This is a genomic window from Sphingobacterium sp. UBA5996 (assembly GCF_002429765.1).
Lineage (GTDB): Bacteria > Bacteroidota > Bacteroidia > Sphingobacteriales > Sphingobacteriaceae > Sphingobacterium.
Window position 1 is genome coordinate 184892 of record NZ_DJAS01000016.1, and the last position, 16303, is coordinate 201194.

The window sequence follows — 16303 nt, forward strand, 5'->3', positions numbered from 1 at the left end:
AATAGTTTACACAGACCTTTATTTTATATTTAAACGATCTTTTAAACCCTGCCAAACTTTTGCAAGGCCGGTTTTCTTAGAGCCTTTGTCGCCATAACCGTAGCCATAACCATAACCATAGCCATAACCACGGGCAAAGTCAACATCATTTACTACAGACGCAAGATTCTTCAATTTTCCATCGATATACAATTCACGTGGCACTTGAAGTAAACGCTTGTCTAGATAATTGACACGAGACACATACAATGTAAGATCTGCATTATGAGCAATTAATAGTGTATCAGTTACTAAACTTACTGGTGCTGTATCCACCAGTACATAATCATAATGTTCACGCGCATACTTGATCACATCATCAAAGTGTCCATTCATTAATAATTCTGCTGGATTAGGAGCTATATAACCTGAATAAACCACATCGAAATCATAATTTCCTGGCTTTTTAATGATGATATTATCGACATCCATATCCGGATTAATCAAGAACTGGGTAATACCAACATTAGTATGCTGTAAATGTGAAAGACCAAGATAATCCAATACTTTTGGGCTCCGAATATCGGCACCGATCAAAACCACTTTTTTACCCGACATGGATAAGATTTGCGCCAGATTGGTGGTAACGAAAGATTTCCCTTCCCCAGAAATTGTAGAGGTTACAAAAACCACCTTAGAAGCCTCCTTATTATCGGCACCGAACATAAAACTCATGTTGGTCCGCAAAATCCGAAATGCTTCAGCGAGTGATGAACGGTCATTTAAATGCACAATTGTATCTTCAGCAGTTGGAATTTCACCAAGTACAGGTATTTTAACAATGTCTTCAATATCCTTACGTGAATGAATTTTGTTATCCAAAAGAAATTTAAGATAAAGAATGACAAGAGGAAGTAGCACTCCAACCATTAAAGCTCCTAACAAAATCATCATTTTACTAGGCGAAACAGGAATACCACTACCGTAAGCAGCATCAATAATTTTTAGGTTGTCAGGTGTTGCAGCTGCTTTAACCTCACTCTCTTCCCGCTTTTGCAATAAAAGTAGATATAATGATTCTACTATCTGCTGTTGGCGAGAAATCTTTTTAAAACCTTGCTCTTGATTAGGAATCGCGTTTATTCTTCCACGAATTTCATTCGATTTCTGCAAAAGACTATTCAAAGATAACTGAGTTACTTTTTTATAATTTAAAAGGGATTGACGTATGTTTTTATCGCTTTCAATGATGCTTTCATTCAAGGCTATTACGGATGGGTTTTTCTCAGAAGCAGATTTAAGCAAATCATCGCGTTCTAACACCAATTTATTATAATCTGCTATGGAAGCACTAATCGACGCATCTTGCAATCCTATGTTTGAAGGAAGAAGTTTACCTACAGACTGATTTTTAAGATGATCATTCATATAGTCAACTAACTGTAACTGCATCCGATATTCTAAAACCTTTTTATCATTATCCGTTGCTGTGCTTAGAAAAGCTGAAGCTTCAGCGGCCATATCCACCATCGAATTTGACGACTTAAAATCAGCTGCCTCTTCATCAGCTCCAGATAAATCCTTGGAAATTAACATTAATCGCTTGTTGATAAAATCCGACGTAGCACGTGTTGTACGCATCTTATCTTCAGTTAAATCTCTATTATAGACCTCTATCAAACTATTTAAAACAAGCTCTGCTTTTTTTCCTAAAGTCGAAACCATTGCAAAATTAACAATGTAAGACTGCAATTCTTTACTTGGTGTTATATTTATAGACGACAAATTCGCATCTATAGCCCAGTCTTTAGGAATTACAGAAATTCGATAATTAATACTTTTATCAATTAGATTTTCCGCATTTCTTTTAAAAACTACAGTGTTTTTTCCAATTTTTACAGCTTTATTAAAAGCAACCTCCACTTTTTTATTATTTGCAAGATCAGTGATGTGAAGTTGATTGTCATTTAAAAATTTAACATCAAGACCAAAATTCATAGTATCCTGATCACCCAAAGGTTCAATCAAAAATGGCATACTCTTTTCGAGAACCTCTGTTAAACGTATATTTCCTTTTATAGAATAAATTATATTAAGATGATGGCTGTCAACCACTTTCCTCATCAAGCGACGAGATAAGAGAACCTGTATTTGATCAGTCACAAATGCAGACCGGCTGCCCCCTAACCCTATAGAATTGCTTAACTCTGCAATACCCGCTAATTCTCCTGCTGATGCACTCTTCTCATCTTTCAAAAGGATTTTAGCTGTTGTATTATAGCTTTTTTGAGCATATCGCAGATACACTACAGCTATGCTTACTATTAAAAAAATGGATAATAAAAACCATTTCCAATAATAAGCATACTGTTCAAAAATCTGGCGCAAATTGATTTCCTCTTCTTGATTTTCCTTTATTTGTATTGGTTGTTCCATTGCTATTGTTAACGAGTGAGAACCGAAATTACGGTGATTAATAGACTTGCTACTGATATAATGATGTTTGAATTTGCACCTAGTTTAGAGTTATTTATTTGTGCTTTATTAGGTTCAACGTATATCACGTCATTTTGCGCCAAATAATAATATGGAGAATTTAATGTTTCTTGTTTCGTCATATCAAGCCGATGCATCGTCTTTTGTCCATCTATTTCTCTAATAAGTAATACATTATTACGTACACCTCGGATAGTCATATCGCCTGCCATCCCTAGAGCTTCTAATAAAGTAACTCGTTCGGTCGGCATTATAAAAGATCCAGGTCTTGCAACTTCCCCTAACACTGACACCCTAAAATTATTAAAATTTATATTAACTCCGGGGTCTTTAATATAAGTAGTTAGCTCTAAACGAATTTTCTCAATTGCCTCTATGCGAGAAAGGCCAGCAACATGAATTTTTCCTAATATAGGTAAGGTGATATCTCCATTATTGTCTACAGTATATGTAGGTCTTAAAGCCAAATCTACCTGCTGTGTCATATTTGTGGGAGAAACATTACTTACAGGATTAAATGCCGCAACAGCTTTAGGATCCGCTGCGGTTACAGCAATTGTCAAAATGTCTTGAGCTTGTATTTTCGGAATATATTGTTGATATCTAGAATCAATTAAAGTAGAATCACTTTGTAAATAAACCATATTCCTTCTTGAACCGCAAGAAGACAAGAACATTAGATATATAGTTATTATACCAATGCTCAAACAATTCGTTAAAAATAATTTCATAAACTTCTGTAAGTTATTAAACGTATAAAAATCAATCAATGAATAAGAAAAGATAAACGTTCTATTTAAAATCTTCCGGCAATTTAGCAATTTTTATGCCCAAAGTTCTTTATTTAATTTTTTTTGGGCAGATTGCTCGTATAAATTTCTTAAATCTCATTTCTAGAATTGTACTGTTTGATTGATAAAATAATCAATAGGCCAAACATAATCATCGTGTTGCGCATTATCAATTTGATAATCTGCAAATACCAAAAGTTCACTTTCGGGATGTACTGCTTGAAAAGCAGTTCCATACCCAGAAGGGACATGTAGTACTTGTTGATCTGTTGAACTTAAAATGCGGTTTTCTATGGGGCAATCGGGAGAAGGACTTTCCCAATTGTCTATCTTTACTATATGAAAATTAAAGCAACCTGACAACACATAAAACCATCGCTGCTCTATTCGATGTGCTCTCCAACCACGGATTAATGTCGTATCAGTGTTCTTAATAACGTAAAAACGCTTGACCAGCGTCATATCGAAATCGTTAACGAATCTAATCTGTCCCCGATGATCCTCAGCAATTCCTCCTTTTATTGTTTCCATCATTTGATTCTATTTACAAATGTTTTAATAACCCAAGTTTTAAGTACTAGATACATAATGCTCAGTACTGATAATAGTACTAAAGCAAAAATCCATTGTGTCTTTATATTATATGACGCGAACTTTATAACGCCCAAACCAATAATTAATTGAATTATGCCGTACAAAAACGAAATCAACAATTTATTCATGCCCGCTTCATTACCTAAAAATTGATAAAGATGAGAACGATGTGCCTCGAAAATATTTTCCTTCAGATACAAACGGCGGATAATCGTCCAGACCGCATCAATACCATATACAGTTAGAAAAAGAAAATATATCAAATTACTTGTTTTTAAAATTAAGGCACCTAACGCAAAAAGTAACACAAAAGCAATTGCCACAGACCCTACATCACCAGCAAAGCATTTTGCCCGCTTTCTAAAATTAAAAAATGTAAATACCAAAACTCCCAACATCGTATAAGTCAGTAGGTCCTGTGCAATAAATGACATTTTATGGTTAACGATCATCAATAAAGCTCCCACTGCTAGACTATAACAGGCCGTGATCCCATTGATCCCATCCATGAAATTATAAGCATTAATCACCCCTACCACAACTACAAATAAAATCAATATATAATACCAAGGCATCGTAAAAACCTCTAATTGGTATGCCATCAATAATACAGATACAAAATGGATAAATAAACGTATTTTATTAGACAATGTAAAAATATCATCTAAAAAAGAAACGATAGACATCATAGTAAGACCTAAGAAGAACCAAGGATACTGAAATCCCGACTCTATAAAAAAGATCAAAGCAGCAAGATAGAATATTACCCCCCCCCCCCGCAATGTGATGGCCGTATGCGAGGAGCGCTCATTAGGTTTATCAATGATGTTGAAACGATCTGCTATACGGAAATAAAGCAATTCTAAAACAAATAATAGGATGAATATAAAAATGTATGTCATTTGATCTTTTTATAATATAAATCTACTTTTTAAAAGATTGGATCGTTTTAGTCAACCCCTCTTTTGCGGTGACCGGTAATATATCGATTTTTAAGGCACTCTTTATTTTTTCGTTAGATACAATGTAAGATTCCGTCAGTTTTTTCAAACGTTCAGAATTTAAAGGTAAAGGTATTATATCTCCGACTTTAACAATTCCCCGAATAAAAGTTTCTGGTATGTGCCATAACTTTGGTTTCTTATTTAATACGTTAGATATCAACGCAACCAGTTCATTTGTAGATAAGGATTCGTTGTCTGCGAAATTATAAATTCCGGAGCAAACATCCTCTTTTACCAAAAATTGCTCGATAAAGAAGTTTAAATTATCTATACTCAAAAATGAGCGTTGATTTTTAAAAGACGCCAATGGCCAAGGAACCCCTTTTTCAACAACTTTATACAACAAATTAAGATTGCCTTTATTACCTGGCCCATGAATCATACACGGACGAATAATAAACAAGCGTTTTCCCTTAGGTAAGTCCTGACCTAATAAATACTGTTCAGCCTCTAATTTTGATTTACCATACGGGGTTAGCGGGTTAGCGCTTACGTCTTCAGTCAATTTCCCAACTACAGCATCCGCTACAGCTTTCACCGAGCTGAAATAGAAGAAATCCCTAATCTCAGAGTCGATAAATTTTTTGAACAAAGAAATTGTTAAATCTCTATTAACTTTAAAATATTCCTCAGGAGCGGACGTATTAGAGGTATCGTGTGCCTTGCCTGCCAAATGGACAATAGCGGTAGCACTCGAATCAATTTTATTTTCCCATAATGGATCTTTCAAGGACAAACTATCCACTATACAACCTTGCTTTTCCAAATAAACAGCGAGATTTTTACCTACAAAACCTGACGCGCCTGTAATGATAATTCTCATAAATATTTTAACATTGAGGAAGCCATTTCCTTATTAATTGAAGTACGTTTAAACTTATCTATGAAATTTTGTCTTCTAATTCTCTGGTAACTGTAGCTTTGTAACTGTTTTACCATATCATCTACATCGCAGGGATTAAATAAAATTTTATTTTCTATATTTTCAGAGATGAAGCTATTTGCATAGCCACCTACACCAGCTATTATAGGCTGCGGAAAACAAGCAAGCTCGAAGATCTTTGATGGCAGCACCTTTTTAAATGCATCATAATCATTTAAATGCACAAAGGTAAAATCACACTCTTCGTACATTTTCAAAAGTTCATCCCTTTTAACAGGAGGGAGAAACTTCACATTTTTGAGGTTGTATGCCTGCACTTTTTCTATCAGTCTATTTTTAATCCCCCCGTCTCCAACAATAATAAATTCATAATCGTCACCTAGCTTCTTCGCTGCATCTGGAACAATTTTATCAAGCCCCTGACCTTCTCCTAAATTGCCAGCATATAAAATTTTTTTAGGGTGATTGGCGACAGCATTTTCATTGGCCTTATTTTCTAAGAACATATCATCAATTCCATTTGTGTAAAAAGTGAAATTTGTTGTAGTATAAGAATTAAAATACGATTTGAAACCTGCCGATATCAAATTAATATGATCTGCATAAGCGAAGGTCCGCTTTTCTATTTGTTTGATAACAGGTAATGCAAAGCCTTTCACTAATCCGCTTTGTAGCACATCTTGTAATGTGTCGTAGAAAATATCACGAATATCCAGATATAATGGAGCTTTGATTCGCTTTGCTATAGTATAGCCTAGGTATGCGGTAAATAGACGCGACGAAGAAGCTATTACCAAATCATACTGTTTCCCTTTTACTAGTTTTTTCACGTGTTGATAATAAGCCTTAAATGACAGTATCTGATCCTTCATACCACTTTGATGTTTAGGGATAGCGACACGTGTGACTGTATAATTATCTCTACTTTCAAACTCTGGGGCTTGTGCTTCAAATGATCCGTAACGATTAGGCAACGTAGTAATCACATCTATCGTCGCTTTCCCTTGCGCCTGCGCAGCCAACTCTTTTAACAAAGGGCTGTTCCGAAACGAACCTGCACACAAATCGGGTTCAAAGTAAAAAGTTAGATATAATATCTTTTTCATTATGATTTTTTAAAGAAAATTTTAGTAGACATTTCTTTTTCAAAAGAAATTACAAGTCTTTTAGCTGGCTGATATTCATTATATGATTCAGCATATTCATAATCTTCAACAATGATGACCGTTGCCGATTCAAAGACAAGTGTTATAAAGTCATCTATGATGTACTCATTATCAGTAACTTTCACAAGGTTCCTATCTGGATGCAAATGGATATACCCTTTTGCGTCATCTTTGTTATTTAAAGAATCGTAAATTTGGACGCAAAATTCTTCAAATATAAAAGTTCGCTTATGTATAGTTCCCCAAGTTTTATAGCCATCATGGCTGGCTATGTATTTGGTTGTTTCGTCATGGTGGATTGTAGTCTTCGCCCTATCACCAACGCGAAAACCACCCCAAACGTCCGATTGATTTCTATTATTTACGGTTACGGTATTGTGAGCTTCAGTCGATCGTTCTAAATTTCTTCTTTCTCCTATTTGATAAGTAGATGTTCCTTGTTCTACAAATAAAGGCTTTCCTTGGCTATAAAGAATGAAGCTCAAAGCATCTGCATGAACGTGGCCTGGCTGATAAGAGGCTCCAATTTGAGCTAAATCAATTTTGATTTCATAATTTTGGTTAGCAAAACTTCTATAGCCTGATTGTCCCAAATTTATATTTTTCGGCTCTATTCCAAGTTTATTTGCATATTCAATTAAAGACCAAGTATCAAACGAAATGCCTTTCGCAGCATCATTAAATAAAGGAAAATCACCATTAGAAAACTGAATATTTTTAGCCCAAGCACACATTCTAGAAGCGATCTCTCTGCAAAAAGAAAGAAATTCTTGCTTCTGACTATTATATTTGCTATACCAATCTATTAATTCTAGTACTCTAAAAAGAATAATATTGTGATACATTGGACTAAGTTCAAAATGGGCTCCATCCTCTAAAGTTTGCTCGTTTAGCTCCTTTTTTAGTATCTTTAAAGCTTTATCATGCCACGATGCATTTTTAAAAAATGCACCTCCCAAACATAAAGCAAATGCATTTTCTAAAAGATGATTCCCCAATATATGATATTCCAAATTTTTATTCAAAAAACTTAATTCTTGATAAAGACTATTGAGAACTTTATGATCTTCAGTTTTTGTCAATCTAAAAAACCTAATTATATTTATAGCTCTGAGAGATACAGGGTAAGGTTCTAAAGTTCTCTTATTTTCTAAACTATATTTGTAAAAAGAATTTAATAGCCAAAATTTTTGTTCATTAATCGGATCTTGTTCGGATAAATAATCAAAATACTCTAAATTATAACACCACAATTTTCCAAAATCCAAAAAATTCCAGTTAATGTTTTTTCCAAATTGCTTTTCTAAATTTAAAAATCTAAAGTGCCCTTCACCAAAATAGCTTTTTCTAAAAGTTCTAATATATGTGAAAAATATAGTTTCATCAATTTGAAATATCTCTTGTTGTTCACTAATAGCCTTATTTAACCTCAATCTATTATTAAACTGCCAATACAACTGCTCAATTTTTAGATGCCTTAAAGTATTAGCGAATCGCTTTAATTTTGTCAATCTCATAATATTTATAAAGTCTATTTTGAGCTATTATTCTAAATGGATTTCCAACCACCGTGCAATTATCGGGAATATCTTTATTTACCACAGTATTTGATCCAACAATGACATTATTTCCAATAGTTATTTCTCCAAAAATTACTGAACCTGTACCAACATATACGTCATTACCAATCTTAGGAACTTCTGTATCTCCAAAATTTCTTCCAATAGTAACATTCTGGGCAATAGTAACATTATTTCCAATAATGGAATTATGATGTATAACAACACCTAATCCCAAATAACCAACTTTGAAATTACTACCAATACTAGCCGAGGAAGGTATCCATGTCGAGAAAATAATTCGATTTAACCCTGAAATTACAAGGCCAATCTTCTTAAACCCTTTTCTATGAAAGAAATTCCCAATACGATAAAGCTTAACAGATAAAGACATTATTTATTTTTTTAATGAATACAAAACACTTTCTACAAACTTATCATAATATTTATCAAAAGTAAAAACTTCTGTTATTTTTTTAAATGATGAATTCGCCATAGAACTTCTCTCGATAGGATTATTAAATAGATACATAATTTTATCTTTTAAAATATCTTTATTCAAATTCTGAATTACATAACCGTTAGATTGATCTACTAAATCTAATTCAGTCCCATCAGCTTTCCCTGTTATAATTGGTAGTGAATTTATCATACCATCACATATAGCAAGTCCTCCTAAACCTGGAAGGACCATTAAATCGCAATCTTTTAAAATTCTACTAGCCCCTTCATTTATCCTCCCATGAAAGATATAAAAATCCTTATTTATATTTTGGGATTCAATATATTGATGCAAGCCTACCTCATGAACTCCACTTCCAATTATATGAAGCCTAAATCTATCTCCTAATAAATTTAGCTCATTAATCACATCAATAACTAATTCCAAGTTTTTCTCAGCAGTAATAGTTCCGATAAATACTATATGAAAGAAATTCTTTTTATCTATTACTTTCGTATCTTTATACTTTTGAACTTCTTTCAGTTTTTTGCTTGTATCCAACACATTAACACCAATAAAAATTTTATCTCGATCAATACCCCGACTCAGAAAATAATTGCATCCTTGAGTACTATAAGTAAAAATTGCATCGCTATGCTTTTCAATAAAAAGTTCCCATTTATTTATAAACTTCCTAAAACCTCTATAGTTTTTATTTTCTAATTGCCCTAAACTCCACCAAATGAATTTCTTTTTAAACAACTTAGCATAAATAAATGCTATTGAAGAATTAAATATAGAAGAAGAACCTTCTGAAAAAATTACATCGGGTTTAAGCTTAATCAATTTAAAAATCAATGAAGGCCAGATGGCAAAGCTATTTTTCCCAATAGACAATCTAAATTCTTTTATAATTTTTCTTGCAAAAGAGTATTCCGACAAATTTGTATTTACCAATTTAGTACCAGCTCTCCCTTTGCCATAATAAAGCAAAAAATCGAATCTTTCATCGTCTTCTAACTTTTGATACAATGGAGCGCGATAATGCATTATCACTTGATAAAGGACTACTAACTTAATTTTTCTCATTAAAATTCAACATAAATTTGTAAAAACTGACCAAAATTGATCAAGGTTATCGATTTTTGAATGGTAAATTATTTTAGGGAAAATTACTATTTAAAATAATATAAGATTCATTAATTCTGGAATTGTTTAAATACTGTAGTATACAAGTACTCATTTTTTATTACCAATCAACGCCACTTGAGAAATTATTCATTAATGATACACTATCTACATTAACTTTATTTGATCCCGAGACAAATGCTTTTGCCTTACCATTTTCAGCATACCAGTTTTTTCTATCGAATGAGTTCTCTTGAAAATCTATCTGGGTTGGCAAGTCACTACGTCCGAAACTACTGTTTCCCAACAATATAGGTGTTTTAGTTTTCACAACTACATTTCGTTTAATAGAAACATTGTATGCACTTTTGTAAAAATTTTTTGTATTTTTTAAGTTGTCCCCGGCTGGCAGCTGTATTCCAATAATTGCGCCCAATATGGTATTCCCTTCTATAATATGATTTGATCCGTGTATACGGATACTATTACTTACATTACTAAAATAATTCTGGTTAATAATCGAAGAGTTACTCATTCTTAATGTTACGCCACCACTGCAGTCAAAAAAATTATTTCTGATAACCTTTACTCTGTCACTTTTTATACTTATAATTTCTGATCGATCACCAATGATATTTTTGAAATAATTATTTTCTATTGTAACTTCGGAATCCCAGTTGCCTTTTCTCCCAATTTGAACACATTCCATGCCATTACCATCCGATTTGGGATAAACGGTTTTGACATTTGCAACATTTAAAAACTTGTTATTTTTAATTAATATATTGCTACTGCCCTCCAAAACAGCGACACCTATAGCCTTATTCCCGTCAAAAGTATTGAAGGTAACTTTACCATTGCTAGATTGCCCTTTAAAAATTATAACCGAACCATACCTTTGGGATCCATTAGAATAAAAATAATTGTTATTTACAGTACATGATGGAGAGTTTTGTATTGTTAAAAGTTCCTGTACCTTATTTTGATTAAAAGAGAAACCTTCCAAAGTCACACTTTTAGAATTGAAAATATTAATTGATGAAGTCCCACTTATCACCACAGCTCCATTTTTACGAGGCTTTATTTTAACATTGTTAATACCTGCTATAGAGATATTAACATTAGAATAATTTCCATTTTTAATGGTAATGACATCTCCATATTTCCCATCTTTTAAAACCTTATTAAGATCATATAAACTGATCTCCTGTCCTTTCACACTAAAGGATGTAAAAAAAATCAAAATAACAATCAATACTTTCATATTTCTAATTTCTAATTTCAAACTTTCTTTCTTCTACTTGTTTTCCCGTTCTCTGAAAATAATAGATCTTATTTAAGTCCTCTCTCTGTGATCGCGGGAGATGTGATTGGGTCACTATATAATAAATACTGTTTGTATATGGAATGAACTGATACGAGTCCCAAAGATTTTTTGAAATTGTTATGATTAAAAGGCCAAAGATTCCCAGTCTTAACAATGGCCGTCTTTTCGAAATTATGTAGACTAATCCTATAACAAAAAATATTGAGAAAAATATATTAATACGAAAACCTGTTGGTACTATAATTAACAATCTAAACAAGTACATATATATCAGAGTATAATAAAACAATAGATCACCATGTGGCGCTTTGATTATAGATTCCTTATATTTTAAAACTATAAAAAAAAGAAAAAACATAATCAGTGAGCCTATTGTAAACATGGGAGAAATAGATTCCACAAAATATGTATTTTCGACTTTGTTCGCGAGAAACGGCAGATATACAGCTATTAACCCTCCGAAACTGTTTAGAACACTTGGAAAGGCCCCTATTACGCAAGTAAAAGCATACAATATCCATAATTTTGAATTTGGCCATTTAGTAATTTGTCTAAGGGCTAAAGGTGATATTGCTACTAAAAAACACAATGCTATACTTATATGAAAAAAAGTTCCTGCGACACCAATTAACAGTAATTTTTTATATTTTTTGGACAATATTACATCTATTGAGAATATTAAAAATATTGAAGCGACCATAAATCGCAAAGGGTTATCTACTAACATGAACAACAAATTATAATTCATTAGTATAGCAAGAACCCAAAAAATTTTATCTGTAAATCTTCTGACCAAGCGAATAACACCATATAAATAAATACATTTTAAAATGCCAACAAAAAGCCAATAATCGGTAAGAAATTGTCTTATAATATATACTATGTAATAAAAGCCCTGTTCATAGATTCTATTCAGCAATAAATCATCTGGAGCAATAGTGTACAAATCCTCATAATTTCTCCAATCTGTACCTACTGTATAACCGAAACACAAAAATATATACAACCATAACAACAGAATTTTACGCACCAAAAAGGTATGCTGTCCGTAAAAACTATCTACAAATATGCAAGCTATGAATGTAATAATATAAATCCACATATCTTTAGCTGAGCGAGTTATATTCATTTAATATCTTACAAGCACTGTAATTTGTATTAAATTTACTTACTTTAATTGTGTTATTTTTGAAATCATCATAAATCTTAATCAATTCATTTAGAATTTCATCAGTACTATCAACACTAGAAAAATATTGAATATAATCTTGTTTATATAAATCGTTCAGTATTCCAATTTTAGGACTAATACTATAAATCGGTATTTGTGCGGTCATATAATCTCCAACTTTAGTTGGTAAAAATATTCCCTCTTCACAAGGCGCCTCTATTATTAAAGCTATATCATAATCTTTTAATAATGCTAAACTCTCTTCATATTCAACTGGTGGCAAGACCTTAATTTGTCCATTATGCGAAAGTTCACCAATTTTTCGTTTTAGATCATCATCCACCACACCAATAAAATGAAGTTCGACATCACTAATCCCATTTTCATTAATAAATTTACCAAACGCCTCAACTAGAGGTTTTGGATTTCTTGGGCTTCTAACGTTTCCAGCATGAATTAACCTTAAACGTCCATTATTAGACTCACTATACCGATCTTTAGCCTCTTGTGCTAAATGTGGTATTACTTTCGCGCTTTCAATTGGAACATTCAAATATTTCAACATGTAATCACGTATTCTATCATTTGGAAAAATATGGATATCAGCAGTTTCCATAATTTTTAGAATTCTCCTCTGAAAATATGGCAACTTAGCTAAAACACCTCCTCCATAAGGAAATGGATACTTCTGGTGAGGATAAGGGTCGTTCCAAGTTGCGATCCATTTGTATCCAAATCTCTTTTTCAAATAATACCCCACTAAAAGGCTTGGCGAACTTTTTGTAAGTACATAATCATAATCTCTCTTTAACAAGTGCTTACATTTATTTAAAACCTCTAAAGCCCAATGTGCTCCTTTGAAAACTGCGCCAAAAATAAAATAAACCTTTAAGTGTTGTAACAGTGTAACAAAATTAAACTTGTTATCCACCTCTATAACATTACAACTTTTAAGACTTACATTTAATTCCTCTAAGGTCTTAGTAGAAGGATAGTTATCCCATTTTATCTTTTTAGAAATTAGATCAATTTCATAGTCATTATTACCTAAAATCTCAAGCAATTTAATATTTACTATAGCTTCAGGAGAATTGACAGGATAGGAACTAGGCGCTACAAATAAAATCCTTTTTTTCATTTTCATTTATTTTTATGTTGATCTAGGAGTTCAATTACATCTTTAACCATTGAGTTTGCTCTACCGTTTAAGACCCTATAACTGTTATTTACTTTTAACACATGGTTTGAATAATCATGTTTAATACTTTCAACAAATTTATCTATGACAGCCATACTCTCATGATGCTGCCAATGATAAAAACCATCAACTTCATCGCATAAAATCTTCAATTTTGGATCTATACCAAGGCAAATTGTCGGAATTCCTAAATTTAAAGCAAAAATTGCTGTATGATACCTTGACGTAATTAGAATATCACATGAATTTAACTCTTTCAGAAAATCATAAAAATCGTCAATCTCAGGATCCCATATTGTAGTTTTTAATTTATTATAGTCTCTCCTAACTCTTTCTATTAATGAATTGTCTTTGAGTTTAGAAAATATAAACAAACTATGTTTTATTGACCCAAGACTCAGTGTCCAGTCTAATACTTTATCATTGATTACTTTACCTATATCATTGTGACTCCAGTCTCTTAATACTATTCCCAACTTAATTTCATCTCTTTTTACATGGTCTATTGGATACTTATCCTTAAAAATATCTGTTAAACACAAATCGGCAGAGAGAGACCAGTTAGAAAGTCCCCACTTTTCCAAAAACTCTTTAGAAGCATGATCTCTGGGATAAATTTTAAAGAAAGACTTCATTTGCTTCTTAACTTTTTCCTCTATACTACTTGTTTCAAATGGACCTAAACCAACACCTAAAGCTAATTGTAATGATTCTTTTTTATTCTTAGAAAAAATGCTTAGTATATACTTGGCAAGTAAAGTGGGCTCCTTAAATATAGATTTCATATAAATTGAAAATCTACTTTTTGCAGGCGACACCTTTTCTGGGTTTTCAAAAGAAAAAAATTGCGTGCCCCCACCCAGTATATATATGTCAGGTGATTCAAATTTAGATGCAGCTAAACTAATAAATTTTACTTCTCTATATTTCTTTTGCAAATAAGGGGCGCTTCTACAGACAATCTTTATATCAAAATTTCTTTCTTTGACCTTATCTAATAAAGACATTACCATCTCTAACAAAAGATCGTCTCCAACATTTGCGTCGCCGTAAGCTCCTTTTATTATAACACTTAAATTTTTATTCTGATAACCCATGTTAACTATTTGTGTATGATAAATACCACTTTCTCATTGTATAAATTATGAGAAGAATACTAAATAATAATAATAAAACTCTAAAAAAAAGCGATATATGGATAAAATATAACGTACCTCCACCAATTGCAATGAGTAAATACAAGAGATTGTACCACGACAAAACAAGCCTTCTCTCAACAAGGTTATTTTTTATAAAATATGGTATAAATACCACCGTATTTAGAAAATATGCCGCAAAAAAAGCAATTCCTCTTCCTATAGCTCCCATATCTACTAGACCATAACTAAATCCAATAGCTACAAGTCCCCAAAAACCATTACTAATGACACTGAACCACATAAAATTTCCAGCAGCAAAATTTCTTGCAATTCCCTGTTTTTGTGCATTTATAACTGTAAAACCAGAAACTATGACAGTAGCTAAGTACATATCGTTATTATGATATTTACTACCAAATAAAGAAGAAAATAGCTCAGGTAAAAAAATAGTCGGTAAGCATATCATTAAGCCGAAGAATAAAGGATGTACTATATTGACGAAATCAAACTTTTTATTTCCTTGTCCAAAGTTCTTCATGGCATAGGGGTAGAATACCTGACCTATTATCCCCAATAAAATCAGAGATATCTGAGAATAATTATTGCTAGCATTGAAAATACCCATTTCATATAAACCATTCTTATTATTTTTTATAAGAATACTATTACATATAAGTACCACCGGATTCACAAGAAGACTACTTATAAAAGCAGGTAAACTAAATTTCCAAATAACATCAAGATTATTCTTTATATTTTTCAAAGAAAAATAAACTTTCCGCTTTTTTAATATTGATTGAACTAAGATCGCCGAACACAACCAAATCGAAAAACTAGTAATCAAAACGGCAATTGCGAACCCCTTAACTTGAAAATACCTGGTAAGTATTATAATTAAAGGGAAGGAAATGATACCATTTACAATATTTACAATGGAAACAGATTTAAAACTTTCGAGACCAGTTAAAGCACCAATTTGTAGTCCGTTTAGCGATGCAAAAAAAACCGCGATAGAACAAATGAACATAGCCTCTGAATTAACACTACTTCCTGTTAAAAGAGAACAAAGTTGCTTATTGAAAAGCAATGATGCTATCAAGACTATAACGGCTAATATCCCCGAAGATATTCTTATTAAAGAAAAAATTTCACTGGTCTTTTTAATATCAACATCAATTGTTACAGCAATATACTTTGTTGCCGTAACTCCAAAACTAGCCAAGCTAAAGAGAGTAAAAGTTGTTATGTATGATTGTAATACACCAACGCTTCCAAAATCATCAACAGACAGCTGCCTCGCTACAATAAAAATAGCGAGGAAACCGAAGCCTTTTGCAGCAAGTGTCCCTAAAAAAGTCCAAATAATACCCTTTAGAATCTTACTACTTTTAAAATAAGATAGAATATCGTTAAATTTTATCATCTA

Annotated in this window: 14 protein-coding genes; all 14 read right to left on the bottom strand. The window is 32.3% G+C overall.

Translation table 11 applies throughout. The features are described from left to right. Positions 1-18: 18 nt before the first annotated feature. Positions 19-2415 carry a GumC family protein gene (locus B3E00_RS12790; protein WP_293938704.1) on the bottom strand — a complete coding sequence of 799 codons (2397 nt, stop codon included), beginning with the start codon at positions 2413-2415 and terminating at the stop codon, positions 19-21. A gap of 8 nt (positions 2416-2423) precedes the next feature. After that, positions 2424-3206 (bottom strand): polysaccharide biosynthesis/export family protein, encoded by a 783-nt coding sequence (locus tag B3E00_RS12795; RefSeq protein ID WP_293938706.1) that lies wholly within the window; start codon positions 3204-3206, stop codon positions 2424-2426. Between the two features lie 162 nt (positions 3207-3368). After that, positions 3369-3800: a WxcM-like domain-containing protein gene (locus B3E00_RS12800; protein ID WP_293938708.1), complete on the bottom strand. Its 432-nt coding sequence runs from the start codon at positions 3798-3800 to the stop codon at positions 3369-3371. Then, complete coding sequence (locus tag B3E00_RS12805) at positions 3797-4762, bottom strand: MraY family glycosyltransferase (protein ID WP_293938710.1); 966 nt, start codon at positions 4760-4762, stop codon at positions 3797-3799. The genes B3E00_RS12800 and B3E00_RS12805 overlap by 4 nt, the downstream gene beginning before the upstream one ends. A gap of 22 nt (positions 4763-4784) precedes the next feature. Next, positions 4785-5687 (bottom strand): NAD-dependent epimerase/dehydratase family protein, encoded by a 903-nt coding sequence (locus B3E00_RS12810; protein ID WP_293938712.1) that lies wholly within the window; start codon positions 5685-5687, stop codon positions 4785-4787. After that, positions 5684-6853, bottom strand: coding sequence for a glycosyltransferase family 4 protein (locus B3E00_RS12815; RefSeq protein WP_293938714.1), 1170 nt, complete (start codon positions 6851-6853; stop codon positions 5684-5686). Before B3E00_RS12815 ends, B3E00_RS12810 begins: the two co-directional genes overlap by 4 nt. Continuing rightward, the gene (locus tag B3E00_RS12820) at positions 6853-8430 is read right to left on the bottom strand and encodes an alginate lyase family protein (RefSeq protein WP_293938716.1); all 1578 of its coding nucleotides are present in this window, start codon (positions 8428-8430) and stop codon (positions 6853-6855) included. The genes B3E00_RS12815 and B3E00_RS12820 overlap by 1 nt, the downstream gene beginning before the upstream one ends. Continuing rightward, positions 8399-8866 (bottom strand): serine O-acetyltransferase, encoded by a 468-nt coding sequence (locus B3E00_RS12825; RefSeq protein ID WP_293938718.1) that lies wholly within the window; start codon positions 8864-8866, stop codon positions 8399-8401. Before B3E00_RS12825 ends, B3E00_RS12820 begins: the two co-directional genes overlap by 32 nt. A gap of 3 nt (positions 8867-8869) precedes the next feature. Continuing rightward, on the bottom strand, positions 8870-10003 hold the full coding sequence (locus B3E00_RS12830; RefSeq protein WP_293938720.1) for a glycosyltransferase: 1134 nt from the start codon (positions 10001-10003) through the stop codon (positions 8870-8872). A 160-nt stretch (positions 10004-10163) separates the two neighbouring features. Then, positions 10164-11306, bottom strand: a complete 1143-nt coding sequence (locus B3E00_RS12835) for a chondroitinase-B domain-containing protein (protein WP_293938722.1) — start codon at positions 11304-11306, stop codon at positions 10164-10166. 4 nt (positions 11307-11310) lie between these two features. After that, the gene (locus B3E00_RS22240) at positions 11311-12498 is read right to left on the bottom strand and encodes an EpsG family protein (protein WP_414712420.1); all 1188 of its coding nucleotides are present in this window, start codon (positions 12496-12498) and stop codon (positions 11311-11313) included. After that, positions 12476-13678 carry a hypothetical protein gene (locus B3E00_RS12840; protein ID WP_293938724.1) on the bottom strand — a complete coding sequence of 401 codons (1203 nt, stop codon included), beginning with the start codon at positions 13676-13678 and terminating at the stop codon, positions 12476-12478. Before B3E00_RS12840 ends, B3E00_RS22240 begins: the two co-directional genes overlap by 23 nt. A 2-nt stretch (positions 13679-13680) precedes the next feature. Then, positions 13681-14835, bottom strand: coding sequence for a polysaccharide pyruvyl transferase family protein (locus B3E00_RS12845; RefSeq protein ID WP_293938726.1), 1155 nt, complete (start codon positions 14833-14835; stop codon positions 13681-13683). A gap of 1 nt (position 14836) precedes the next feature. Then, on the bottom strand, positions 14837-16300 hold the full coding sequence (locus B3E00_RS12850) for an oligosaccharide flippase family protein (protein WP_293938728.1): 1464 nt from the start codon (positions 16298-16300) through the stop codon (positions 14837-14839). Positions 16301-16303: the final 3 nt, after the last annotated feature.

Bases quoted from the DNA above. Each gene is read 5' to 3' on its own strand.
- B3E00_RS12825 (WP_293938718.1), bottom strand. From the start codon at position 8,866: ATGTCTTTATCTGTTAAGCTTTATCGTATTGGGAATTTCTTTCATAGA.
- B3E00_RS12830 (WP_293938720.1), bottom strand. From the start codon at position 10,003: ATGAGAAAAATTAAGTTAGTAGTCCTTTATCAAGTGATAATGCATTAT.
- B3E00_RS12820 (WP_293938716.1), bottom strand. From the start codon at position 8,430: ATGAGATTGACAAAATTAAAGCGATTCGCTAATACTTTAAGGCATCTA.
- B3E00_RS12850 (WP_293938728.1), bottom strand. From the start codon at position 16,300: ATGATAAAATTTAACGATATTCTATCTTATTTTAAAAGTAGTAAGATT.
- B3E00_RS12835 (WP_293938722.1), bottom strand. From the start codon at position 11,306: ATGAAAGTATTGATTGTTATTTTGATTTTTTTTACATCCTTTAGTGTG.
- B3E00_RS12790 (WP_293938704.1), bottom strand. From the start codon at position 2,415: ATGGAACAACCAATACAAATAAAGGAAAATCAAGAAGAGGAAATCAAT.
- B3E00_RS12805 (WP_293938710.1), bottom strand. From the start codon at position 4,762: ATGACATACATTTTTATATTCATCCTATTATTTGTTTTAGAATTGCTT.
- B3E00_RS12845 (WP_293938726.1), bottom strand. From the start codon at position 14,835: ATGGGTTATCAGAATAAAAATTTAAGTGTTATAATAAAAGGAGCTTAC.
- B3E00_RS12795 (WP_293938706.1), bottom strand. From the start codon at position 3,206: ATGAAATTATTTTTAACGAATTGTTTGAGCATTGGTATAATAACTATA.
- B3E00_RS12800 (WP_293938708.1), bottom strand. From the start codon at position 3,800: ATGATGGAAACAATAAAAGGAGGAATTGCTGAGGATCATCGGGGACAG.
- B3E00_RS12840 (WP_293938724.1), bottom strand. From the start codon at position 13,678: ATGAAAAAAAGGATTTTATTTGTAGCGCCTAGTTCCTATCCTGTCAAT.
- B3E00_RS12810 (WP_293938712.1), bottom strand. From the start codon at position 5,687: ATGAGAATTATCATTACAGGCGCGTCAGGTTTTGTAGGTAAAAATCTC.
- B3E00_RS12815 (WP_293938714.1), bottom strand. From the start codon at position 6,853: ATGAAAAAGATATTATATCTAACTTTTTACTTTGAACCCGATTTGTGT.
- B3E00_RS22240 (WP_414712420.1), bottom strand. From the start codon at position 12,498: ATGAATATAACTCGCTCAGCTAAAGATATGTGGATTTATATTATTACA.